The sequence below is a fragment of the Streptomyces sp. WAC 04229 genome (assembly GCF_003947455.1).
In the GTDB taxonomy this organism is placed as follows: Bacteria; Actinomycetota; Actinomycetes; order Streptomycetales; family Streptomycetaceae; genus Streptomyces.
In genome coordinates this window covers 1-23815 of record NZ_QHJH01000044.1, presented here as the reverse complement: position 1 = coordinate 23815, position 23815 = coordinate 1, and the positions used below count along the sequence as shown (strand labels likewise).

Genomic DNA, 23815 nt, shown 5'->3' with positions numbered 1-23815 from the left:
GGGTGGTTAGGCAAGCCTTAGTTAGGTTAGCCTGCCTTCATTCCTTGGAAGGGCGTGGATTCTTCGATGATGGAACCGACCGCTCGTCTCGTACTGCTTTCCCCGCGGCACCTGAACGACATCCGCAGGCGCACCGGGGACTTCGCCGACCGGACCGTCGCCGCGGCGTGCGCCATCGGACTGTCGTACTGGGCGACGGGCCGGAGCCCCGCCGGACTCGACCTCACCGCGGGCACCCTCTTCGGCGACGTGCTCGGCTGGGTCGCCAACGGAGGCGCCACGCCCGGTGGTTGGGAGGTCGCGGCGGACGGCCGGAGCATCTCTCTCCCGGACGGCGTCGTACCGGACGACGCGCAGCTCGCGCTCGACGACCTGGCCGACTTCCCGGACCGGCCCCTCGGCACCATCGGCCCCTCCGGCCCGGCGGCCCGGCTGGCGACCCTGGCCGCCTGGAACGACACCGACGTCGAGCGGGCGCGTCCCACGCTCGTGGAGATGTTCCTCGCCCAGGCGCGCACCAGACCGGACGCCATCGCGGTGGTCGACGAGCACCGCTCACTGACCTACCGTCAGACGGCGGACATGTCGGCCCAGCTGGCCCACCGGCTGGCCGGACGCGGGCTGACCGCGGAACAGGCCGTGGGCATCTCCCTGGAGCGCTCCGCAGACATGGTCGTCGGGCTGCTCGCCGTGCTCCGGGCGGGCTGCGCGTTCGTACCGCTCGATCCGCACTGGCCGGCCGAGCGCCGGGCCGTCGTCATCGAGGACGCCGGGGTCGTCGTACAGCTCAACGCCACCGGCGAACACGCCCCGGACGAACCGGAGGCCCTCGCCGTCGACCTCGGCGACTGGCGCTACGGGGCCCACCCCGCCGAGGCGCCGGAGACCTCCGTCCGGGGCGACGCCCTCGCCTACGTCATCTTCACGTCCGGGTCGACCGGACGGCCCAAGGGCGCCATGATCCGCCACGAGGCGATCAGCGAACGGCTGCTGTGGCAGGCCCAGGACATCCTGGGCTTCGGCCCCGACGACGTGTCGCTGTTCAAGGCGCCGCTGTCCTTCGACATCTCCGTCAACGAGATCTTCCTGCCGCTGGTCCGCGGCGGCCGGCTCGTGGTCCTGCGCCCGGGCGGCGAACGCGACCCCCACCACCTGCTCGGCGTCATCGCCGAACAGCGCGTCACCTTCACCTACCTCGTCTCGTCCATGCTGGACGTCCTGCTGGAGATGGCGGGCGACTCCGGGCGACTCGACAGCCTGCGCCACGTGTGGTGCGGCGGCGAGGTGCTGACCCCCGAGCTGTACGAACGCTTCCGCACCAGGCTCGACATCCCCCTCTACCACGGCTACGGCCCGGCGGAGACGACCATCGGCGTCTCCCACGTGGTCTACCGGGGCGCGGCGGAACGCCTGTCGACGTCCATCGGAAAGGCCAACCCCAACACCCAGCTCTACGTCCTCGACGACGAACTGCGCCCCGTCCCGGTCGGCATCGGCGGCGAACTGTACGTCGGCGGCTTCCTCCTGGGCCGCGGGTACGTGGGCGCGCCCGGCCTGACCGCGTCCCGGTTCGTGGCCAACCCCTTCGCCGACGACGGATCCAGGCTCTACCGCACCGGAGACCTCGCCCGCTACGCCCCCGACGGCTCGCTGGACTTCCTCGGCCGCGCCGACAACCAGGTCAAGATCCGCGGCATGCGCCTGGAGATCGAGGACGTCGAGATCGGCCTCGCGGAACACCCCGGAGTGCGCCACACCTGCGTCGTCGCCAGGAAGAACGCCGCGGGCGGCACCTACCTCGTGGGCTACGTCATCCCCGCCGCCGGCCACGAGGACCTCCGTGCCGACGACGTCAAGGCGTGGGCCGGCGCGCACATGGTGGAGTACATGGTGCCCACCCACGTCGTCGTGACGACCGGGTTCCCGCTCACCGCCAACGGCAAGATCGACCGCCACGCCCTGCCGGAGCCCGTGACCGGTGCCGCGGCGTCCGTGCCGCCCGCCACCGAGAACGAACGCGCGGTGTGCGCGGCGGTCGCGGCGCTCCTGGGCCTGGACGAGGTCGGTGTCGACCAGGACTTCTTCCAGCTCGGCGGGGACAGCATCCTGGCGATCTCCCTGCTCGGCGCGCTGCGCGAGGCGGGCCTCTACGTCACGGCCCGGCAGATCTTCACCCACAGCACCGTGGGAGCGCTGGCCGCCGTGGCGAGCCGCGAGGACACCACGGCCGTGGACCACCGCGACGTCCCGACCGGCACCGTGGCGGGGTCGCCCATCGTGCAGTGGCTCGGTGAGACCACCGACGCCGTCGACGGCTTCGTGCAGTCGGTCGTCCTGAACACCCCGGCCGACCTCGGGCCGGACGCCCTCGACGCGGTCCTCACCGCCCTGACCGGCCGCCACCCCATGCTCCGCGCCCGGCTGGTGCGCGGCGACCGCTGGGGTTTCGACATCCCCGACGCGGCCCCGGCCGCCCCCCTCTGGCAGGAGAGCGACCGGCCCCTCGACGCGTGCGTCACCCTCGCCACCGAAGCACTGGACCCCGAGTCCGGCGCCATGCTGAGCGCCGTCTGGCGGCGCGCGGCACGGCAGTTGGTCGTGGTCGTCCACCACGCCGTGATCGACGGCGTGTCCTGGCGGGTGCTCATGGAGGACCTGGCCACGGCCTGGCAGCGGTTCTCCACGGGCGCACCCGTCGGCCTTCCCCCCGAGGGGACGTCGTTCCGGCGCTGGACCCAGCTGCTGGAGCGCGCCGCCTTCGACGCCGACAGCGCCCCCTTCCGGCGCCCGCTGCCGGGCCCCGACGAACCGCTGGGCCGCCGCGCCCCGGCCGCGACCGACACCGTGGCGAGGGAACGGGTACGCACCCTGTCGCTCGACGCGGGTGCCACCGCCGCCGTCCTCGGCGAGACACCCGCCCGATTCCACGCGGGCGTCAACGACGTCCTGCTGACCGCACTCGCCGTCGCCCTCGCCCGGTGGCGCCGCGACCGCGGCCAGGCCCAGACCTTCGCGCACATCGAGCTGGAGGGCCACGGCCGCGAGGGGCGCTTCGTCGCCCCGTCCGCCGGCTTCGAGCCCGACCTCTCCCGGACCGTCGGCTGGTTCACCACGCTCTTCCCGGTCACCGTGGACCCCGGCACCGCCCCCGACCCGACCGCACCCGCCTACCTGGCCACCGCGCTCAAGGCCGTGAAGGAAGACCTCGCGCGCATACCCGACAACGGCGTCTCCTACGGCGCCCTCCGCCACCTGGCCCAAGTCTCCTTCGACGCACCGGCACCCCAGGTGCTCTTCAACTACCTCGGCCGGTTCGCAGCCGGGGGCTCCGGCGAGTGGCAGCTCGCCCGCAACACGGAACAGCTGGGCGAGAAGCGCGACCCGCGGATGCGCCTGCCGCGCCCCCTGGAGTTCAACGCCGTCGCCGAACCCGGCACGGACGGCGCCTACCAGCTCGTCACCACCGTCTCCTGGCCCGACGGCATGTTCACCGACGCGGACATCACCACCCTCGGCGGCTACTACCTGGACGCGCTGAGCGGCCTGGCCGCACTCGACGGCGGCGGCCACACCCCCAGCGACTTCCGGCCCCTGTCCCTCACCCAGGCCGACGTCGACGCGCTGGACGGACCCGCGCTGCGGGACATCCTCCCGCTGACCCCCCTTCAGGAGGGCCTGTACTTCCACTCGGTCTACGACGACGAGGCGAACGGCAGCTACGTCGAGCAGCAACTGCTGACGCTGGACGGCGAGGTCGACACGGACCGGCTCGCCACGGCGGCCACCCGCCTGCTCAGCCTGTACCCGAACCTGGCCGCGCGGTTCACGGCCCTCGACGACGGCCGGGTGGTCTCCGTCCTGGAGAACGGCGTCCGGGCGCCCTTCACCGTGCTCGACCGCCCCGGCATCACCGACGACGAGATCCGCGAGCACGCCGAGCGCGACCGCCGTGCCGGGTTCGACCTGGCCGCCGGCCCGCTGATGCGGTACATCCTCGTCCGCACGGGCGGGGGCCGGCACGTCCTGGTGCAGACGGTGCACCACATCATCGCCGACGGCTGGTCGGTGCCGCCCATGCTGCGCGCCCTCCTCGCCGAGTACCACGCGCCGGGCACCGTCCACCCGCTCGGCGGCTTCCCCGACCACGTGCGCCGCCTCGCCGCACGCGACGACGAGGAGAGCGACCGGGTCTGGCGCGAGCAGCTCGCCGGGCTGCCCGGCCCTTCGCTGGTCGCCGAGGGCCACACCCCCTCCGACCGCTTCGCGGACACCGCCGTGGTGCCGGAGACCGACGTCGAGGCCGCCGCCCGCGCGGCCGGCGTGCCGCTCAGCGTCGCCGTGCACGGCGCCTGGGCCCTGACCCTGGGCTCCGTCCTGGGCCGCGACGACGTCGTGTTCGGCTCGACGGTCTCCGGGCGCGACGCCGACGTGCCCGGCATCGAGGACATGGTCGGCCTCTTCATCAACACCATCCCCCTGCGCGCCCGGTGGACCGGCACCACGACCGCACGCGACCTGCTCGCCGCCGTCCGGGAGCACCAGAGCGCGGTCCTGCCGCACCAGCACGTCCCGCTCGCCGGGATCACCCGCCGGACCGGCACGGGACCCCTCTTCGACACCCTCGTGGTCTTCGACGTCGCGACCGACACCGCGGACCTGCGTCGCCCCGGCGACACGCTGGCCGTCACCGGCATCGTGAACGAGGGCGCCCCGCACTACCCCCTGACCCTGGTGGTGGAGCGCACCCCCGAGGGCCGACCGCGCTTCAACCTCATCCACGACGCCGAACTGCTGCGCGAAGCCCGGGCCCGACGCATCCTGCACACCTTCACCCGCACCCTCACCGGCCTGCTCACCCGCCCGGACGCCCCGGCCGGCCACCTCGCCGATGCGGAGTCCTCGCGCGTCGAACCGGTCGCCCCGGCCACCCTGGGAGGGCTCTTCGACGCCGCCGCACGCCGCGACCCCGCCGCCACCGCCGTCACCCAGTGCGCCCTCGACGGCACCAGCCGGTCCCTCACCTACGGCGAACTCGCGCACGCCAAGGACGATCTCGCCGCCGTCCTGCGCGCGGCCGGCGTGGCACCGGGCCGACGCGTCGCCGTCGCCGTCCCCCGTTCCGTCGAACAGGTCGTCGCCCTCGTCGCGGTGGTCGGCGCGGGCGGAGCGTACGTGCCGCTGGACCTGGCCTACCCGGACGAGCGGCTGGAGTACGTCCTGGCCGACGCCGCGCCGCAGGTCGTCCTCGTGGCCCCGCAGCAGCGGGACCGCTTCACCCGGCTGCTGGAGCGCGCCGGCGTCACGGCCCGGGTGCTCGTACAGGGAGAGGAGCCCGTACCGGCGCCGGCAGGCACCGGGCCGGATCCGGAGGCCGACTGGCGCGACCCCGCCTACGTCATCTACACCTCCGGCTCGACGGGCCGGCCCAAGGGCGTCGTCGTCCCGCACGCCGCCGTGGTGACCCTGCTCGCCCGCACGCGGCCCGCCATGGAGTTCGGCCCGCACGACGTGTGGGTCCAGTTCCACTCCTTCTCCTTCGACTTCGCGGTCTGGGAACTGTGGGGCGCGCTGACCCACGGCGCCGAACTGCTGGTGCCCGACTACGCGCTGACCCGTTCGCCGGTCGACTTCCACCGGCTGGTCCGCGAGCGCGAGGTGACCGTGCTCAACCAGACGCCCTCCGCCTTCCACCAGTTCGCCGAGGCCGACCGGCACGCCGGCGGCCCCCTCCCCGCACTGCGCCGGATCGTCTTCGGCGGCGAACCGCTGGACCTGGGACGCCTGCGCGGCTGGGTCGAGCGGCACGGCACCGCCTCGCCCGAGCTGGTCAACATGTACGGCATCACCGAGACCACGGTCCACGTCACCCACCGGGTCCTGACCGACGCGGACTTCGGCCACGGAGACGACGCCAGCCCCATCGGCGGCCCGATCCCCGGCCTGGTCACCCACCTGCTCGACGACCGGCTCCGGCCGGTACCGCCGGGACGGGTGGGCGCCATCTACGTCGCGGGCGACCAGGTGTCCCTGGGCTACCTGGGCCGGCCGGGGCTCACCGCCGGGCGTTTCGTGGCCGACCCCTTCGCCGGTGACGGCTCCCGCATGTACCACACGGGCGATCTCGCCCGCCGCACGCTCGACGGCGAGCTGGAGTTCGCGGGCCGCGCCGACGACCAGGTGCAGCTCAAGGGGTTCCGCATCGAGCCCGGCGAGGTGGAGTCCGCGCTCCGGGACCTCGACGGGGTCGTGGACGCGGCCGTCACGGTGGCGGACACCGGCGACCACCTGGTGGCCCACGTCGTGGGCCGGGTGCCCGACGGCCTCACCGCCCTCCTGGCGGCGAAGCTGCCCGCGCACATGGTGCCGGGCCGGGTGCTGCCCGTGGACGCGCTCCCGCTGACGGTCAACGGCAAGCTGGACCGCGGGGCCCTGACCGCGCGCGCCGCCTCGGCGCACCGCGACGCGATGCCGCCCAAGGACCCGGCCGGGGCCCGTCGGCCCGGAGTGCCGCCGGTGACGGACCCGGGCGCCGACGCCCTCGCCCCGCTCGTCGGCATCTTCACCGAAACGCTGCCCGGCGCGGCCGTGGACGCCGACACCGACTTCTTCACCGCCGGCGGCGACAGCATCGTCGCCATCACCGTGATCAACCGCGCCAGGGCGCTCGGCCTGCCGCTCACTCCGCGCGACGTGTTCCTGCTGAGGACACCGCGCGCCCTGGCGGTCCACCTCGCCGCGACCGGCGCCACGCACCCCGAGCCCCCCGCACCCGCTCCCCGCGAGGACGGCCCGCTGCCCCTCACACCGATCATCCTGCGCCAACGCCGACTGGGCGGCCCGCTCACCCGGTTCGCCCAGGCCAGGACGCTCACCGTCCCCGAGGAAGCCGGACCCGCCGACGTGCGACGCGCCGCACAGGCCGTCGTGAGCGCGCACCCGGCGCTCAGGCTGTGCCTGCGCGTCCGGCACGGCGTGTGGTCCCTGACCACGGAGCCCGACCGCGAGGTGACGGTCGTCCGCACGGACGGGACCGACGCGACCGCCGCCGCCGACCTGGCCGCCGGCCGACTCGACCCCGAGTCCGGCGAGGTCGTCGCGTTCACCTGGCTGGAGACGAGCCGCACGCTGGTCGTCGTCGTCCACCACCTCGCCGTGGACGCGGTGTCCTGGCTGATCCTGCTGGACGACCTGGCCGACGCCCTGCGCGGGACGCCCCCGGCACCGCCGACCACCTCCTACGCCGAGTACGCCGAAGCGCTGACGTACCGGTCCGCCACCGCCGTCGAGGACCTGGACCACTGGCTCACCACACTCGCGGCCCCCACGCCCCTGCCCCCGGCCACGGGGCTGCGCGAGACCACGGCCGTCCTCCCGCCCGAGGTGGGCGAACGCCTGACGCGTACCGCGCCCGCCGCGCTCGGCCTCGGTCTCACCGAGCTGCTGTGCGGCGCGCTGCGCGCGGCACTCACCCGAGTCCAGGCGACGCCCACCGACCTGGCGATCGACCTGGAGCGGCACGGCCGCGTCCCGGCCCTCGCACACCACGACTACACCCGCACCGTCGGCTGGTTCACCGCCATCGCGCCGGTACGGCTCACCCCGCACACCGACCCCGTCGCCGCCGCGCACGAGATCACCGAACGGCAGCCCGACGAGGACGCGCACGCCGCCTACGGCCGGCTCAGGTACCTCAATCCGCAGACCGCCCCGCTCTTCGACACCCACCCGCAGGTGCTGTTCAACTACCTGGGCCGCGGCGGTGAATCCGAGGTGCCCCGCCTGACCGGCGAGAACGGTCACAGCCCGTACGCCGTCGAGGTGAACGCGTGGACCGACGCGGCCACCGGCGCCCTGCACGCGGAGTTCACCCTCGCCGAGGGCGTCCCCGACGCGATCACCGGGCACTGGCTGACGGCACTCGGACAGATCGCGGACGCCGCCGGGACCGCCGAGCGCACCGCGCCGGTCACCCCCCTCCAGCGGGGCCTGTTCTTCCAGGCCCAGCTGGCCGGCTCGACCGGGCACTACGTCGCCCAGAGCTACTTCACCTTCGAACGGCGCCTGGACACCGACGCGTTGGCCGAGGCGATGGCCTTCGTGATCGCCCGGCACCCGGCCGTCGGCGCCGGCTTCACCACGGACGCCGACGGCGCCCCCGTCCAGGTCCTCGCCGCCGGACGGCGGGTCGCCGTGCGTACCGTCGACGCGGCCACGGACGCGGAGGTCGAGGCCCTGCGGCTGGCCGACCGGGACACGGGATTCGACCCGGGCGAACCACCGCTGATCCGGCTGACCGTGGTGCGTCTGCCCGACGACCGCGACGGCCTGCTGCTCAGCTACCACCTGCTGCTGTGGGACGGCTGGTCGCGCGAGATCGTGCTGCGGGACCTCTTCGACGCCTACCGGGCCGTCCTCGCGGGCACGCTCCCGGTCCCGGTCCCGGCCACGCCCGGCTTCGAGGACCACGTGCGGGCGCTCGCCGCCAAGGACCCCGCCGCCTCCGAACGCTTCTGGGCGGAGCACCTGGCCGGGCTCCCCGGCCCCACCCTGCTGGCCGGACCCGCCCCGGCCCTCGCGGACGACCTGCCGCGCGCACTCGTCCACACCCTGGGCGCCGAGGAGTCGGAACTGCTGCGGGCGGCGGCCAGGACGCACGGGGTCACCCTGAACTCCGTCCTCACCGGCGCGTTCGGCCTCCTCCTGGCCGCCCGGACCGGCCGCACCGACGCCGTGTTCGGCGTGACCGTCTCCGGCCGCGACGGCGAGGGGCTCGCCGACATCGTGGGCGTACTGCTCAACACCGTGCCCACCTGGACCCGGGCCCGGCCGCACGACACGGTCCGCGACTACCTGACGGCGGTCCAGACGGCCAGGGTCGAGGCCATGGAGCACGAACACCTCGGGCTCGGCGAGATCCAGCGGGCCGGCGGCCACGACACCCTCTTCGACAACCTGTTCGTGCTCCAGAACTTCCTCGACCTGGACGCCTTCGCCGAGATGAACGCCCGGCACGGCATCACCTCGGTGCGCGCCGACGACTCCACCCACTACCCGTTCACCTGGGTCGTCACCCCCGGAGACCGGTTCACCGTCAAACTGGAGTACCGCGACCACGACACCGCGCACGCCCGGCGCCTGCTCGACGACTACCTGCGCGTCCTGGACGACCTGGCCCGGTCCACGGGCCCGGTGGGCGCGCTGCCCGGCCTGGGCTCCGAGCCCCGCCCCGTCGAACGCACCGACGTCGGCACCGACACCGTCGTAGACCGGTTCGACCGGGCGGCGGACCACGACCCGCAGCGGGTGGCGCTCGTCGCCGACGGCTCCACCATGACCTTCGCGGAACTCCGCGACCGCAGCCGCGCGGTGGCGGGCGTCCTCGCCGGGCGCGGCATCGGACCCGAGACGAACGTGGCCATCGCGGTCCCACGCTCGCTCGACTCCATCGTGGCCCTGTTCGCCGTACTGCGCGTCGGTGCCGCCTACGTGCCGCTGGAGCTGGACCACCCCGACGAGCGGATCGCCGCGATCGTGGCGGACGCCCGCCCGGACGTCACCCTCACCGTGAGCGCCGTCTCGCCCCGGCTGACCGGCGACCTGATCGAGCTGGACCGCCCGCTGCCCGAGGCCGAGCCGTACCGCACCTTCGCGCCGGACGATCCGCGCCGGCTGCGGCACCCCGCGTACACCATCTACACCTCAGGATCGACCGGGAAGCCCAAGGGCGTGGTGACCGAGTACGCGGGGTTGACCAACATGCTGGTCAACCACCAGCGCCGGATCTTCGAACCGGTACTGGCCGAACACGGCCACCGGACCTTCCGGATCGCCCACACCGTGTCGTTCGCCTTCGACATGTCGTGGGAGGAGCTGCTGTGGCTGGCCGACGGCCACGAGGTGCACATCTGTGACGAGGAACTGCGCCGTGACGCGCCCCGCCTGGTCGAGTACTGCATCCGGCACGGCATCGACGTCGTCAACGTGACCCCGACCTACGCGCAGCAACTGGTCGCCGAGGGACTGCTCGACGACCCGGCCCGCCGGCCCGCGCTGGTGCTGCTGGGCGGCGAGGCCGTCACCCCGGGCCTGTGGCAGCGGCTCGCCGAGACCGAGGGAACCGTGGGCTACAACCTGTACGGGCCCACCGAGTACACCATCAACACCCTCGGCGTCGGCACCTTCGAATGCCAGGACCCGGTCGTCGGGGTCGCCATCGACAACACGGACGTGTACGTCCTGGACCCGTGGCTGCGGCCGCTGCCCGACGGCGTCCCCGGCGAGCTGTACGTGTCCGGCATCGGCATCGCCCGCGGCTATCTCGGGCAGCCGGCGCAGACCGCGCACCGCTTCGTCGCCTGCCCCTTCGGCGCCCCCGGCGCCCGCATGTACCGCACCGGCGACCTCGTGCTGCGCCGCCCCGACGGCAATCTGACGTACCTCGGCCGCACCGACCAGCAGGTCAAGATCCGCGGCCACCGGGTCGAACTCGGGGAGGTCGAGGCCGTGTTCACCGCGCACCCGGCGGTGCGGTTCGTCGCCGCCGTCGCCCAGCCCGACCCGCAGGTCGACGGCGCGCACCGGCTCGCCGCCTACCTCGTGCTGGACGGGGCCGACCTGGCGGAGGTCGCGGCGGAGGTCGGCGCCGGGCTGCCGGACTTCCTGCGCCCCACGCACTACGCGCAGGTCGACGCCATCCCGCTGACCGTGAACGGAAAGGCCGACACCAAGGCGCTGCCCGAGGCCAAGCCGCTGGGCGCGCTGACCACGGCGGGGGAGCGCGGCCCTCGGACGGAGACCGAGACCACCGTGTGCGAGTTCTTCGCCGAGGCACTGGACCTGGACGACGACGAGGTGAGCGCGGTCAGCGACTTCACGGCCCTCGGCGGGCACTCCATGCTGGCGGTACGGCTGACCGGACTGCTCCGCCGGGAGTACGGTCCAGTGATCACGATCCGCGATCTGTTGACCCTGCGAACCCCGGAAGCGATTGCCCGCCACCTCGATGAAGAATCCTGACAAGCAGCGGACCCGCCAGGGGTCCGACATCCTCCGCACCGCCCTGCGGCGCAACCTCGGCGCCATGGCCTGGGGCACCCTCCTCATGGGCCTCTACCAGGCCGCCGAGACCGCCTTCCCCATCGCGCTCGGACTGATCGTCGAACACACCATGCGGGACCGGAGTCCCGGCAGGCTCGGTGTCTCCATCGGTGCCCTGGCCGTGATCATCACGACCGTGTCGCTGTCGTGGCGGTTCGGGATGCGGGTGCTCCAGAAGGCCAACACGACCGAGGCGCATCGCTGGCGGGTGCGGGTCGCGGGTCGCGGACTCCAGCCCGTGGCCCAGGACGTCGACCTCAAGTCCGGCGAGGTGCTGACCATCGCCACCGAGGACGCCGACCAGACCGCCGACATCATCGAGGTCGTGCCACTGCTGATCAGCTCGCTGGTCGCGGTGCTGATCGCGGCGGTCGCGCTCGGCCTGGCCGACATCCGGCTCGGCCTGCTGGTGATCGTGGGGACCGCCGCGATCCTGTCGGTCCTGAGCGTCATGTCCAGGCGGATCGGCTCCAGCACCCGTGAACAGCAGGCCCGGGTGGCCCGGGCGGGCGCCAAGGTCGCCGACCTGATCATCGGGCTCCGTCCGCTGCACGGCTTCGGCGGCAACCACGCCGCCTTCCGTTCGTACCGGAGGGTCAGCACGGAGGCGAAGCACCAGTCCATCACCGTCGCCCGGGTGAACGGCGTCTACGCGGGCACCGCGCTGGGCCTCAACGCGGTGCTCGCCGCGGCGGTGACCCTGACGGCGGGCTGGCTCGCCTTCGCCGGCCGGATCAACATCGGCGAACTCGTGATGGCCGTGGGGCTCGCGCAGTTCATCATGGAGCCGCTGAGGCTGTTCTCGGAGATGCCGAAGTACGTGATGATCGCCCGGGCCTCGGCCGAACGGATGGCGCTGGTGCTGACCGCGCCGCCGGTGACGACACCGGGCACCGGCCGGCCGGCCGCCGGCTCGGACCTGGAGGTCGACTGCGTACGGCACGGGACGCTGCGCAAGGTGCGGTTCCGGGTGGACGCCGGCGAGTTCGTCGCGATCGCCGCCTACCAGCCCCGCGCGGCCGCCGACCTGGCCTCGGTCCTGGCGCTGCACGTACCGCCCGACGGGTACGACGGGAGCGTGCGGCTCGGCGGACGCGACCTGGCCGACCTCCCGGTCGAGGCGGTCCGCGAGCGTCTGCTGGTCAACCCGTACGACGCGGAGATCTTCGCGGGCACCCTCCGCACGAACATCGACCCGTCGGGCACCGGCCGGACGGTCCCCGAGGCGGTCGAGGCATCGATGCTGACCGATGTCGTCGCCCTGCACCGCGAGGGCCTCGACTACGCCGTCCGCGACCGCGGCGCCAACCTCTCCGGCGGACAGCGTCAGCGGCTCTCCCTGGCCCGCGCCCTCGCGGCCGACACCGACGTCCTCGTCCTGCGCGACCCGACGACGGCCGTCGACGCGGTCACCGAACAGCTCATCGCCCGCAACGTCGCCAAGCTGCGCCGGGGCCGCACCACCCTGGTGATCACCAGCAGCCCCGCCCTCCTGGACGCCGCCGACCGCGTCCTCGTCCTCGACGAGGGCGTCATCACGGCCGAGGACACGCACCGCAACCTGCTCGCCACCGACGAGGAGTACCGCCTGGCGGTGACCCGCTGAACCCGGTGTTCGGGTGCTTCGGCGGTCTCGCACGTGTGTCTCCCGTTACACCCGTGCCGGATGTTTGCCATGGCGCGGACGGGAAAGGGGTCCTGTGATCACCGGAGCCGACAATCCGGTGCAGAGCGTGGCAAAAGTGAGTAGCAAGGAGGTTTCGATGTCCTCGAAGCGACGTCGCAAGAAGAAGGCCCGCCGCAAGAACGGCGCCAACCACGGTAGCCGTCCGCAGAGCTGAGGGCGTCCCGTCGTATCGGGTGGGTGGCGAACGCCACCCACCCGACGCGTGTCCGGGGCCTACTGCTCCATCCTCCCCCGCTGGGCCTAGTACAGGTTCCGCGGCCGTACGGCGTCGGTCGTGCCGTACAGCTCCAGGCGGGCGTGGAGGTCCCCGGCGAAGTCGGGGACGTCGATCTGGTCGAACTCGCGCACCTCGTTGATCCCGACGGTGGCGGACCAGGGAGCCAGGCCGTCGATCTTCATCAGACCGGCCCGGCCGTTCGTCACCCTGATGTTCCAGTGGGCGAAACGGGCTTCGAAGAGGGGGCCAGCGCTCGCGTCGCCCCCGTGGCGGCCGTTGTTGTCCACGGTGATGTCGGTGCGCACGTTCGCGAAGGGCAGGCCGCGGTGACTGTCGAAGGTGCCCATCTCCATCACCCCGCGTGACCAGACGTTGTGCGAGGAGAGCCCCTCCACGTTGATGCCGTGCACCTGGGTGCCGGCGGGAGCGGGCGTGGTGCGTTCCTCGACGGTGAAGTCCTCGATCAGGTTGTCGTGGGACCCCTCGCGGCAGAAGTACGGATGGTGGGAACCGCGCCCGGCCACCTTGGTGCGGCTCAGGGTGCACGCCGAGGCGGCGACCAGTCCGAACCCGTTGTCGACGTGGCGCACGGTCACGTCGTCCACCCGGCAGTCGTAGGCGCACTGCAGCACGACGCCGTTGTACCCGCGGTCCAGCAGGTGCGGCTGCTGGGGAACGTCGGGGGCCTCCAGGGTCAGCCCCTCGACTCCGGCGCCGGTCAACTCCCCGACGTGGGTCGTCAGCCGGGGATCCCACTCGGGGCGGAGGTCGAGCGGCAGCGGGCGCTCCAGGGTGACGCGCCGGCCGTGTACTTCCGCGAGGCGGACCGGCCACTCGTAGGGCACGTACGACGTCAGCTTCGTCTTGTCGTCCCAGGCGTAGGACTCCGCGCCCGGGCCGCCGCCCGCCATGTGGGCGAGCAGGGTGTGGTCCGCGTCGTCGGCGAGGCGCAGCAGGACGAGGTCGCCGGGGCGGAGCCGTGAGGGGTCGTTCACCCGGACCGTCCACGAGCCCCGCCGGGCGGGGGCCACGGTGGTCAGCGTGCGCCACTCGTCGCGCCGGTTGCCGGTCCAGCCCTCGAACGGCCACTCCTTCGCCCTGATGGCGTCGGTGAGGGAGTTCCAGCGGGCCTCGGGGGCCAGCCAGATCAGGCCGCCCGCCCAGGACCAGGAGGACTTGTCGCCGCCGTACCGGGACCCGTAGGCGCCGACGAGTTCGGTGAGGTGCCTGGTGGCGCGCAGTGTCGTGCGGTCGCTGCCGGCGCCGCGCAGCACGACGTTCGAGTGGCCGACGCGGATCAGGCCGTCGACGCGGAGGGTGCCGGGCGGCAGCGTGACGGTGCCGCCGCCGGACCGCCCGGCGACGGCGAGAGCGCGATTGATCGCCGGGGCGCAGTCGGTCGTGCCGTCCGCCACCGCACCGAAGTCGCGGACGTCGGCGACCACGGGGCGCCGGGGGAGCCCTGCGGCCCCGCCGAGACAGCCGGCCCGGCCGACGAAGGGGATCTGGGGGTGGGTGAAGGGAGACCCGGCGAACTCACGCCACAGGGGCGGCACCACCCCGGGCGGCACCACCCCGGGCGGCGCCCCGGCCGCGGCGAGGGCCCGCGGCGGCGCCCCGGCCACGGCACCCGCGGCCACGACAGCGGCACCGCCGAGCAGCCCCCGTCTGGTGACCGGCCCGGCGCAACCGCCCGCGCCGCCGTGGCTCTTGTCGTGAGACATATCCGCCCCTTCTCCGTTGCTCCGTCAGACATGTATGTGAATCACGTTCGCGGTGGAGTTCCGGGGAGCATGGCACGACGGTGGAGCGTCGGAAAGACCGCCCGCACAATTCCTGAGTGATCACCTCCGTTCATGTACAGGAACGGCGCTCAAGGGTGTACACCCATGGTGCCGTGTGCCACGCTCGGACAACTCCCAGGTCCCGCCGCCCAGTTGGAGGACGACCACCCATGAGTGTTTCCCGTCGAACCGTGCTGGCCTCGGCCACCGGTGTCGTGGGCGTTCACGCCCTGGCCCAGCAGACCGCGGCCGCCGTCGACGCCGGGGCGCCCGCGCCGGCCACCGACCGCGTCCTGCGGGACGCGGCGGACTACGCCGTCGCGAAGCTCCGCGTCGTCGCGCCTGGGGTGAGCGACTTCCCGGTGGGGACGAAGTTCGAGAAGTGGGTCTACTCCAAGAACGGTGACTGGGTGGGCGGGTTCTGGCCCGGGACGCTCTGGATGGCGTATCTCCACAGCGGCGACGAGGACTTCCGCACCCTCGCCCTCGACTCCGCGCGGGGACTCGCGCCGCGCCGGTACGACACCTCCACGCACGACCTGGGCTTCCTCTTCTACCCGTCCTGGGTCACCGCCTGGCGCCTGACGGGCGACGCCGCCTGGAAGGACGGGGCGATCAGGGCGGCCGACTCCCTCATCCAGCGGTACAACCCGCGCGGCCGCTTCATCCGCGCGTGGGGCGCGCTCTCCGACCCCGGGAACGCGGGCCGGGTCATCATCGACACCATGATGAACCTCGACCTGCTGGCCTTCGCGAGCCGGGAGACGGGGGACGGGAAGTACCTGGACATCGCCACCGAGCACGCCAGGACCACGCAGCGGGTCTTCCCCCGCCCCGACGGATCGATCCCGCACGTCTACGACTTCGACCCCGACAGTGGCGCGCCCGTCGGACCCGGCACCGTGCAGGGGTACAGCCCCACGTCGTGCTGGGCGCGCGGCCAGGCCTGGGGCATCTACGGCTTCACGACGATGTACCGCAGAACCGGCGACCGCGCCTTCCTGGCCACCGCCCGCGGCCTGGCCGACTTCGCGACGGGCGCCCTGACCGAGGACCACGTCCCCGTGTGGGACTACCGGGCGCCGCAGCAGCCGTACGACGTCAAGGACGCCTCGGCCGGTGCGGTCATGGCCTGCGGTCTGCTCGACCTCGCGGCGGTCACCGGCAGGCGGGAGTACCGCGAGACCGCCCTGCGGCTGCTCACCGCGCTGGCCCGGACATGTCTCACCCGGGGGTCGACGCGGGCCGAGGCGGTGGTCGCCCGCTGCACGCGCAACCGCCCGGCCGAGGACGGCGTCGAGATCTCCCTTCCCTACGCCGACTACTACCTGCTGGAGGGCATCATGCGCGTCCTGCGCCCGCGCGACGCCGACCGCGCCCTCGACCTCTCCGCCGTCGGCTCGTCGTAGGCCCTGAGCTGGGGGCAGGACCTAGGCGAGCGCCCAGGCCACGTCCCGGAGCAGGGCGTGCCGCCAGCCCGCCCGGTCGTGGTCCGAGGCCGAGCGGGAGACGAGCACCGTCGCTCCGGCCTGTTCGGTCAGGGACTCCACCAGGGAGCAGTGCGGGAGCATCCGGGTCTCGTGCTCCCCCACGTCGAACGCGATCCGGAGCCCGGACAGGTCCGGACCGCTGCGCAGCCGTGCCGCGACGGTGCCGCCGACCGGGCCGCCCAGCGGGTCCGGCAGGTGCGCGGCGTCCGGCGTCCACCAGAACGACGGCGACTGGCACGCCACCCGGGACACCAGGTCCGGGAACTCCAGCGCGGCGTACAGCGCACTCAGTCCGCCGAGGCTCTGGCCCGCGACCACCAGCCGGTCCGGGTCGGCGTGCGCGGCGCTCTCCGCCACCAGGGGCAGCAGCTCGTCCCGGACCGCCTCCCACAGCGCGGGCCGGCACCCGAACTCGGTCTGCCGGTCCTTGGCCGGCAGGAACACCAGCGTGACCGGCGGCATCTCGCCCCCCGTGACCGCCGAGTCGAACGCGGCGGCCGCCGGATGCAGATACAGCCAGTCGTCGCCGTCGAGCAGCAGGACCACCGGCCCGCCCCCGCCCACCTCGTGGACCCGCACGGTGCGCCGCCCACCGAGGCGCGCGCTGGTCCAGCGCAGCCGGGTGCGGGGGAGGGGCAGGACGTCGTCGGCGCCGACCACGGGCCAGTGCGGCTGCGGCGGGGCGTCCGGTGTCGCGGCGATGGACCGCTCGCCGCCCGCGCCCACCGGGTTGCACGGGTCCGCGTACGCCTCGTCGCCCACGAGGAACTGGTACGTCACGCGCAGCCGCGCCGGCATGCGGACCTCGGCGTACCAGCAGTCCGTGAGCCCCCACCTGCGCAACGGCACCGGGTCCGACCAGCTCTCGAAGCCGATGCTGGCCGCCTCCCGGCCGCGCCGCAGGAACAGGGTCGTCCAGCCGTCACCGTCGGCCAACGACGCGGGAGTCCGCGCTCCGGCCCAGAAGGCGTCGGTGCCGGGCGCGCCGGAGAGCCCGTACGCGGCGAAGGTCTCTTCCCCCACCAGCCTCATGAACGTCTCCTTGTGGAGCGGAAAATGGGACGGCCGAGCTCGCTCTCCATTAGGCGAGCCTAACCTAATGCCTCGGGAGGGATCTTCCGGGACAACGGACGCCGCGCCGGCCGGCTGGAGGAGGTCCGCTGCACCGACATCGAGCCCCTTGAGTTCGACCTGTGGAGAACGGCTGTGACGGGATGAGACCCGGGTGTGCCCCGCTGCTAGCCGTAGGGCGCCCACCGGCGGTTCAGGGTGTCGTACATGTACCGGGGCAGGCCCTCGATGGCGCTGGTGCGGAACGGGCGGCCGCCGTCGTCGATGCGGACGGTGCCGGTGCGGCCCTGGGAGGACCAGTCCAGTTCCAGGTACCAGCGGCAGTCGCACGCGCGGGTGCCGGCGGTGACCAGCAGTACTTCGGGATCCGTCGCGGAGACCCGGTAGGGCATGCGCACGGCCGGGATCGGCGTGCCGGAGTCGTTCCCGGCGACCGCGCGGGCGATGGGACGGTCCTTGTCCAGGTCCACGGCGAACTCCCGGGGTGTGACGGCGCCGCCGCAGCCCTGGTCCATGGCGTAGGCGCTGCCTTCGGCCGGCGCGGTGCGTCCGCTCACGCGCACGCGCAGCGCCTCCAGCACGACGGCGGTGTCGCTGCGCCCCTGCACCGTCAGCTGCACGAGTGTCTCGCCGCCGTGTACCGCGCCCTGCGTCGCCGCCCAGGGCGCGGCGTCCTGCGGGGCGGGGGGCGGGGGGACCCGGGCGGGCTCTTCGGCGATGACGTAGTCGTGGCCGCAGCCGAGTTTCCAGGCCTGGGAGTTCACGGACCAGGCCAGCGGCGGGCGGGCGGTCGGTCCGCCGCCCGCGGTGGCGGACGCCGCGCCGGACGGCGCCGTGGCGGCCGGCTTCTTCCCGGGTGCGGGCGTATGCGGAGAGCGTGCGGTGGCGGGGGTGCGGCTGGGACGGGGCGAGGTGCCCGGCGGCTGGGATGCCTCGGTTGTCGCCGTGCCGGAGGCGGACGGGACGGCTCCCGCCCGGGCGGGGGTGCCGGCGGGCGCCCGGTGCCCGCCCGGCAGCGCGGTCAGCGCCCCGAGCGTCGCGAGCACGGCGCAGGCGCAGGCCAGCGCGGCCACGGCACGCCTGCGGCGGAACCACGGCCGGCGCGGCGGGGACCCCGCGGGCCCTGCGGGCGCGGGACCCGGCCCGCCGCCGGCCGTGGCGCCCCCGCCGGCCCCGGCCGCGGGACCCGGCCCGACGGCGCCCTCCACTGCGGCGCCCGCACCGTCGTCCGCACCCTCGTACGCCGCCTCGTCCGCGGCCTCCGCCGCAGCACCCGCTGCGCGGGCGGGACGGGGCCGGTGGCGGGCGGCCACGGCCAGGAGCCAGCAGCGGTGAAGTTCCAGGCGCTGCTCGGGCGTTGCCCCGCACAGCGCCGCGAAGCGTTCCACGGGCGCGAAGCCGAGCGGCACCGCGTCGCCCGCGCAATAGCGGTGCAGCGTCGAGGTGTTCATGCCCAGCCGGCGGGCCAGCGAGCCGTAGCTGCGGTCGGTGCGCTCCTTCAGCGCCCGCAGCTGCGCCGCGAACCGCGCGACCTCGCCGCCGTCTTCGTCGTCCTGTGCCGACACAGGTCCCCCGTCCTCGTTGCGGCCCACGCCCCGGCCCGGGACGGCGTCCCAGGCATCCGTGTACCTGCACGTCAGCGGGGCTGGGATGGTTCCACCGTGCCAGGTCGCCGGCCGGCTGTTGCGCCCGCCCGCGGCCCGGGCCGATGCTCTGGGTGGCGCACCGGCCGGGCCGGATCCGGCCGCGCCGTCCACGCACTCGTCCCACGGGGGGAACGTCCATGTCCATGCGCATCCGAACGGGCGCCGTGACCGCCCTGGCCGTCACCGCCCTCACCGCCGGCGCGGTCCTGACGGTGCCCGCCGCGACGGCCGCACCGAGGACGCCGGCGCCCGCGTTCCTGTCCGCGTCCCAGCTGCCGCCGCACCCGACGTCGTCCTGGACCGCCGGGCCGGTCACCGAAGGCTTCCCCGAGGAACTCGACCTGTGCGTCCACACGGAGGGTGTGCCCTCCTACGACTACCGGCACCGCACCTTCCGCACCGACCTGGACACCGGCGCCGTGCAGCTGACCGTCGTCGCGGACACGGCCGCCCACGCCAAGGCCCTGGCCGAGCACTACGACGACCTGATCCGCACCTGCGCCGCCCGCGTCGAGCAGTCCTCGCCCGACACCGTGGCCGAGGGCCGCGACTACGGGACGCTGCCGGTCGAGGAGGGCGCCCGCGTCCGCGGCCTGCACACCGAGACGTCCTGGGGCGCCACCGACATCGCCCTGCTGTCGGTCGGACGGGACAACAGGACCGTCACCGTCGTCCAGTGGGCACAGCTGGGCGACTTCACCGACGCGCCCGTGGCCGCCTTCAAGCAGACCACGGCCCGGGCCGTCAACAAGCTGTACTGACCCGGCCGCCACCCCAGAGCCGGGGCCGTCCTCCCGCCACGGGGGTCGGGAGGACGGCCCCGCCCCGCTCACCCCGCCCGGACCGCGTCCACCTGCACCTCGTCACCCGCGCAGCCCAGGAGGCGGCGGACGCTGCCCGGCTCGCCCGGTACGGCGTCCGCCAGAACGAACGTCTTGTCCCCGGCGGCCGGGACCGGGCCGGCCACGGACCTCGACGGGTCCGGGGCCTGGCGCGTGGGAATCGGGTGCAGCCAGAACCGGCTGCCCTCCTCGTCGGAGGTCAGGACGAAGAGCTGCTCGCCGTCCCCGGAGAACTCCGTGCAGGACGGGACGACGAGCCGGCCCGCGTCCCCGTCCTCGAAGCTGATGCGCAGCGGCTGCCGCCCGAGGGCCGGGTCGGCGAACGCCTGGGCCAGGTCGGTCTCCTCGCCCGACGCCGCGCCGCCCTCAGCGAACCACGTGCCGTCGGGACTGAAAGCGACGGCCGCGGGCGCCGCGGCCGCCGAGCAGCACGCCCCCCCTGGCCCCGTCGGTCACGGCGAGGACGGAGCCGTCCACGGAGAAGGAGGCGTCCCGGAGGTCCGTGCCCGGGCCGGTGCCCTCCTCGGCGACGCGGCACCCGCCCAGGAACTCCAGCATGCCGCCGTCCGCCCCGTCCGTCACCCGGCAGATTCCCAGGCCCGGGTCGTCGCGCGGGTTCGTGCGCTCGGAAGCGGTCACCAGCAGTGCGCCGGGCCCCCCTTCGAGATGGACCGGGGAGCCCATGCACATGACCGTGCCGGCCACGGGGGTACCGCAGGACCAGCCAGGCGTGGCCCTCAGGGACAGGCGCCGACGTGCCTGCCGTGATGCTGCTCGCCCTGTGCTGAAAGCAGCTGGAAGCGTTCAGCGGTGCCGCAAGGGCCGGGCAAGCCGGACACGGACGGTGCGGTGATCATGCCGACGCTTCCAGGACGGAGCGCCAGAGGGGGCTGTCGACGTAGTGGTTGTCGAACCGCTCCGCCGATGCGGCGATTTCCTTCGCGTCCGCCTCGCCGCGCATCACCCGGCCGAGCAGCCGCAGGTAGTCGAACCGGCCCATGCCCGGTGTGAAGACGAACAGGACGTCGGCTTCACAGCCGGGTGCCGCGGCGAAGGCGTGCGGGGTGTGCGGCGGCACGGCCAGGAAGTCACCCGCCTCCAGGACGGTGACCTCCTCGCCCACCAGCACCTGAAGGGATCCGCTGATGACGAAGAACAGCTCCGTCGCCTTCGTGTGGAAGTGGGCGGGCGCCCCCGCGGCTCCCTCGGCGAAAGCGGACCGGTAGCTGGTGAAGCCGCCGGCCGTGGCGTCCGAGTCCGCGAGGAGCGTCATCACACTGCTGGGGTCGGCACAGGTCTCGGCTTCCGCGTGGCGCGTGAGCACCGGCGGGAACGGCGCGGCGGGCGCCCCGGCAGGCATGGCCCCGGCGTGCACGTCGGTGGCGAGGGCCTCGGGCGCGCCGGCTGTCGCCTCGGACCGGCCATGGACGCTGTGCGGGTCCATGCCGGTGGGGCGGGCAGGCGGCTGCGCCTGGCGCCCGGCGGCCGTCGGCGGCCGCCCGGTCTCGTCGTGGCCGGTGCGGCTCGTCCCGCCGATGTCGGAGTACTTCATGTCGTTGTCCTTCCGTCGTGTGCTGGGGGGTGTTCGTGTGCTGTTGCTGCGGCCGTGTGCCGCGTCGGCCGGGACACCGGCGATCTAATGCCGTCAGGCGCCGAAGATCGCGAGCGGGTCGCCGGTGAGCCAGGTGTTGTCGATGTGCATCCGGCGGATGAGCCAGCGGCCGCCGTCGCGGGCCAGGTCGACGGTGTAGGGGTTCTTCAGCAGGGCGTGCGTGCCCGGGGCGTCGACGAGCACGTGCTGGGCCTCGACCAGCGCGGTGGCACGGGCAGTGTCCCCTTCGATGCCGATGCGCACGTTGGTGACCTGGTGGGTGGTGTTCACCCTCCCCGCGAACAGGGCCAGGATGGTGCCGACGATGGTGTCCCGGCCCCTCATCACCGGCGGCTCGCCGCCCCAACGCGCGGCGGCCGGGCGGAAGTCCAGCTCCGCATCTACGGTGAACGCTGAGGCGAACAGGTCTGGGTCCGTCAGGTCCTGCCCCAGAGCGAACCGGTAGAGAGCATCGGTGATCTCGGCGCGGTCGCGCAGTTCGGCGACAACGGCGGCCGTGTCGCCAGGTCGTGAGGCCAGAGCGAAGAGACTCTCGGCGTCCATGTCATCCTCCGGTTGCGGGTAACGTCGTGTTCGACGTTCCCCACTCTGCTGCCACGGCAGCTGGCAACCAACGTCCGTCTGCGCAATGATCGTGAACTCGGACTTAACGATGGGGGAGGGCGTGATCGAGCGGCACGAGGTGGAAACGTTCCTGACGCTCGCGGAGGAGCTGCACTTCGGCCGTACCGCCGCGACGTTGCACGTGTCCACCGCCCGCGTCAGCCAGACCATCCGGAAGCTGGAGCGGAGGGTGGGCGTACCACTGTTCAACCGGACCAGCCGTCACGTCTCACTCACCACGGTGGGCCGGCAACTGCACCACGAGCTCCGTCCCGCCTGGGACGACTTGCGAGCCGCCGTGCAGCGCGCGATCGAGACCGGGCGCGGCCTGTCCGGCGCCCTGCACGTCGCCTTCGTCAGCCCCGCCGCCGCGCAGCTCCTGGCCGGTGTGACACAGGTCTTTCACGAGCATGCACCCGACTGCGAGGTACGCATCCGAGAAGCGCAGGCCGACCAGATACTGCCGCGGATCCGCTCGGGAGAGATAGACCTCGGGCTGACGACCCTGCCCCTCGACGACCCCGACCTCACCCACGGCCCGGTCCTGGTACGTGAGGCACGCATGCTCGCGGTACCCGCCGGCCACCCCTTCGCCCGCCGCGCAAGCGTCCTGACCGCCGACTTGACACGCGTCCCGCTGGTACGGCTCCCGGGGCACACGGACATCCCACCCCGGCAGGCCGGCGCCCCGCCCGCCACCACGGCCCCGACCGCCGGAACGTTCCAGGAGGCACTCACTCTCGTCGGCACCGGACAAGGCGCCCTCCCTGCCGGCGCCCACGCCCGCCGCTACTACGCGCGCCCCGACATCGCCTACCTCCCCATCAGCGACGCCCCTGCCCTGGAATGGGCCCTGGTCTGGCCGGCTGACCGTCACACCGCGCGCGTACGCGCCTTCGTGGAGGCAGCTGACACCTTGATCCACGGCCACGGGACAACACGGCAGCCACCGCAGTGAACTGCCGAACCCGCCCCCGCCGAGACCTGCCCGTCAGTGCCCGCCCGGACGTCTTCTGGGCGTTGATCCGGCCCCACGGCCCGTACTCAACGGGTATTCCCGCCACGGAACACCAGTACGGACCCGGAACCGTATGCCGGTGATCAGTTGTCGCCGGGACACGAAGGTCCACCTCGCCGGCGAGGCCGTCATGGCCGCGTCCCGCGTTCCGCGAAGCGGACGCTGAGGTGAGCCGGCGCCGACGGCCGACCACCGGCCGACGCGGAGCCGTGAAAGCAGCGCGAACGCGGTAGAGCGGTGCATCAACCGGTCCAGCAGTGGCGCGGCTTGGCCATGCGAACGGAAAAGCGTGCGATCGCCTATCAGGCTGCGCTCCACGTCCCCGCCGTCCTGATCTGCCCGCAATGACCCCTCGGAGAGGCGCTAGGTGTATTGATCACGAGCGTTGTTAACGCTGGCGGGGCTTGATCATGGCGAAGACCTCCGGTGTGGTGGAGCTGTCTAGGACTGCACCGCACGGAGGTCTTCGTGTCCCACCGTAATGCCCGGCTGACCGTTCACGGCAGGCGGCTGCTCATCGAGCGTGTCCGCAGCGGCCGTCCCGTGGCACATGTCGCAGCCGAGATGGGCATCTCCCGCGTCACGGCCCACAAGTGGGTCCGCCGCTGGAGGTCCGAGGGCGAGCAAGGGCTGCACGACCGCTCCAGCCGGCCCCTGACGACACCGCACCGTACCCCGGCGGCGACCGAGACCCAGGTGTGCCGCCTGCGCCAGGACCGCAAGCTCGGCCCCGCCCGCATCGGCCCGA

At 73.5% G+C, this 23815-nt stretch carries 14 protein-coding genes and 1 pseudogene; 8 read left to right on the top strand and 7 right to left on the bottom strand.

Annotation, left to right across the window (positions count from 1 at the left end; all coding sequences use genetic code 11):
- The first annotated feature begins 66 nt into the window (after positions 1–66).
- From DMH12_RS14925 to DMH12_RS40505, 3 genes are all read left to right on the top strand, one after another.
- Positions 67–11016 carry a non-ribosomal peptide synthetase gene (locus DMH12_RS14925; protein ID WP_125492049.1) on the top strand — a complete coding sequence of 3650 codons (10950 nt, stop codon included), beginning with the start codon at positions 67–69 and terminating at the stop codon, positions 11014–11016.
- Complete coding sequence (locus DMH12_RS14920) at positions 11003–12703, top strand: ABC transporter ATP-binding protein (RefSeq protein ID WP_185832323.1); 1701 nt, start codon at positions 11003–11005, stop codon at positions 12701–12703. The genes DMH12_RS14925 and DMH12_RS14920 overlap by 14 nt, the downstream gene beginning before the upstream one ends.
- Positions 12704–12860: 157 nt before the next feature.
- Positions 12861–12938, top strand: a complete 78-nt coding sequence (locus DMH12_RS40505; RefSeq protein ID WP_370443954.1) for a 50S ribosomal protein bL37 — start codon at positions 12861–12863, stop codon at positions 12936–12938.
- A gap of 86 nt (positions 12939–13024) precedes the next feature.
- Here the strand turns inward: DMH12_RS40505 and DMH12_RS14915 are convergent, their stop codons facing one another.
- Positions 13025–14725 (bottom strand): glycosyl hydrolase family 28-related protein, encoded by a 1701-nt coding sequence (locus DMH12_RS14915; protein ID WP_125492048.1) that lies wholly within the window; start codon positions 14723–14725, stop codon positions 13025–13027.
- A gap of 230 nt (positions 14726–14955) precedes the next feature.
- Here DMH12_RS14915 and DMH12_RS14910 point away from each other — a divergent pair, with 230 nt between their 5' ends.
- A complete protein-coding gene (locus DMH12_RS14910; RefSeq protein WP_125492047.1) occupies positions 14956–16194 on the top strand; it encodes a glycoside hydrolase family 88 protein in 1239 nt (412 codons plus the stop codon).
- A gap of 21 nt (positions 16195–16215) precedes the next feature.
- On the opposite strand, the gene DMH12_RS14905 is transcribed toward DMH12_RS14910, so the two are convergent.
- Positions 16216–17307 carry an alpha/beta hydrolase-fold protein gene (locus DMH12_RS14905; protein WP_125492046.1) on the bottom strand — a complete coding sequence of 364 codons (1092 nt, stop codon included), beginning with the start codon at positions 17305–17307 and terminating at the stop codon, positions 16216–16218.
- A 206-nt stretch (positions 17308–17513) separates the two neighbouring features.
- Positions 17514–18911 (bottom strand): helix-turn-helix transcriptional regulator, encoded by a 1398-nt coding sequence (locus DMH12_RS14900; protein ID WP_125492045.1) that lies wholly within the window; start codon positions 18909–18911, stop codon positions 17514–17516.
- Positions 18912–19129: 218 nt separating this feature from the next.
- On the opposite strand from DMH12_RS14900, the gene DMH12_RS14895 reads away from it, so the two are divergent.
- Positions 19130–19753 carry a hypothetical protein gene (locus DMH12_RS14895; protein ID WP_125492044.1) on the top strand — a complete coding sequence of 208 codons (624 nt, stop codon included), beginning with the start codon at positions 19130–19132 and terminating at the stop codon, positions 19751–19753.
- A gap of 68 nt (positions 19754–19821) precedes the next feature.
- Here DMH12_RS14895 and DMH12_RS39070 read toward each other — a convergent pair whose 3' ends face one another.
- The 4 genes from DMH12_RS39070 to DMH12_RS14880 all read right to left on the bottom strand — a co-directional run bounded on the left by DMH12_RS39070 (position 19822) and on the right by DMH12_RS14880 (position 21989).
- Positions 19822–19959 (bottom strand): hypothetical protein, encoded by a 138-nt coding sequence (locus DMH12_RS39070; protein WP_185832322.1) that lies wholly within the window; start codon positions 19957–19959, stop codon positions 19822–19824.
- A gap of 241 nt (positions 19960–20200) precedes the next feature.
- Positions 20201–20518, bottom strand: coding sequence for a hypothetical protein (locus DMH12_RS14890; RefSeq protein ID WP_125492043.1), 318 nt, complete (start codon positions 20516–20518; stop codon positions 20201–20203).
- A 169-nt stretch (positions 20519–20687) separates the two neighbouring features.
- A complete protein-coding gene (locus tag DMH12_RS14885; protein WP_125492068.1) occupies positions 20688–21194 on the bottom strand; it encodes a cupin domain-containing protein in 507 nt (168 codons plus the stop codon).
- A 285-nt stretch (positions 21195–21479) separates the two neighbouring features.
- The gene (locus DMH12_RS14880; RefSeq protein ID WP_125492042.1) at positions 21480–21989 is read right to left on the bottom strand and encodes a nuclear transport factor 2 family protein; all 510 of its coding nucleotides are present in this window, start codon (positions 21987–21989) and stop codon (positions 21480–21482) included.
- An 85-nt stretch (positions 21990–22074) separates the two neighbouring features.
- On the opposite strand from DMH12_RS14880, the gene DMH12_RS14875 reads away from it, so the two are divergent.
- The 3 genes and pseudogenes from DMH12_RS14875 to DMH12_RS14860 all read left to right on the top strand — a co-directional run.
- On the top strand, positions 22075–23007 hold the full coding sequence (locus DMH12_RS14875; protein ID WP_260474213.1) for a LysR family transcriptional regulator: 933 nt from the start codon (positions 22075–22077) through the stop codon (positions 23005–23007).
- A 237-nt stretch (positions 23008–23244) separates the two neighbouring features.
- A pseudogene (locus DMH12_RS40500) lies at positions 23245–23415 on the top strand (IS5/IS1182 family transposase); the annotation flags it as partial.
- Between the two features lie 120 nt (positions 23416–23535).
- The coding region (locus DMH12_RS14860) for a leucine zipper domain-containing protein (protein ID WP_148107525.1) at positions 23536–23815 on the top strand (280 nt) is incomplete at its 3' end.

Coding starts and splice junctions, on each gene's coding strand:
- DMH12_RS14905 (WP_125492046.1), bottom strand. CDS start 17,307: ATGAGGCTGGTGGGGGAAGAGACCTTCGCCGCGTACGGGCTCTCCGGC.
- DMH12_RS14875 (WP_260474213.1), top strand. CDS start 22,075: ATGATCGTGAACTCGGACTTAACGATGGGGGAGGGCGTGATCGAGCGG.
- DMH12_RS14910 (WP_125492047.1), top strand. CDS start 14,956: ATGAGTGTTTCCCGTCGAACCGTGCTGGCCTCGGCCACCGGTGTCGTG.
- DMH12_RS14895 (WP_125492044.1), top strand. CDS start 19,130: ATGTCCATGCGCATCCGAACGGGCGCCGTGACCGCCCTGGCCGTCACC.
- DMH12_RS14885 (WP_125492068.1), bottom strand. CDS start 21,194: ATGCCTGCCGGGGCGCCCGCCGCGCCGTTCCCGCCGGTGCTCACGCGC.
- DMH12_RS14915 (WP_125492048.1), bottom strand. CDS start 14,725: ATGTCTCACGACAAGAGCCACGGCGGCGCGGGCGGTTGCGCCGGGCCG.
- DMH12_RS40505 (WP_370443954.1), top strand. CDS start 12,861: ATGTCCTCGAAGCGACGTCGCAAGAAGAAGGCCCGCCGCAAGAACGGC.
- DMH12_RS14880 (WP_125492042.1), bottom strand. CDS start 21,989: ATGGACGCCGAGAGTCTCTTCGCTCTGGCCTCACGACCTGGCGACACG.
- DMH12_RS14920 (WP_185832323.1), top strand. CDS start 11,003: ATGAAGAATCCTGACAAGCAGCGGACCCGCCAGGGGTCCGACATCCTC.
- DMH12_RS14925 (WP_125492049.1), top strand. CDS start 67: ATGATGGAACCGACCGCTCGTCTCGTACTGCTTTCCCCGCGGCACCTG.
- DMH12_RS14890 (WP_125492043.1), bottom strand. CDS start 20,518: ATGGGCTCCCCGGTCCATCTCGAAGGGGGGCCCGGCGCACTGCTGGTG.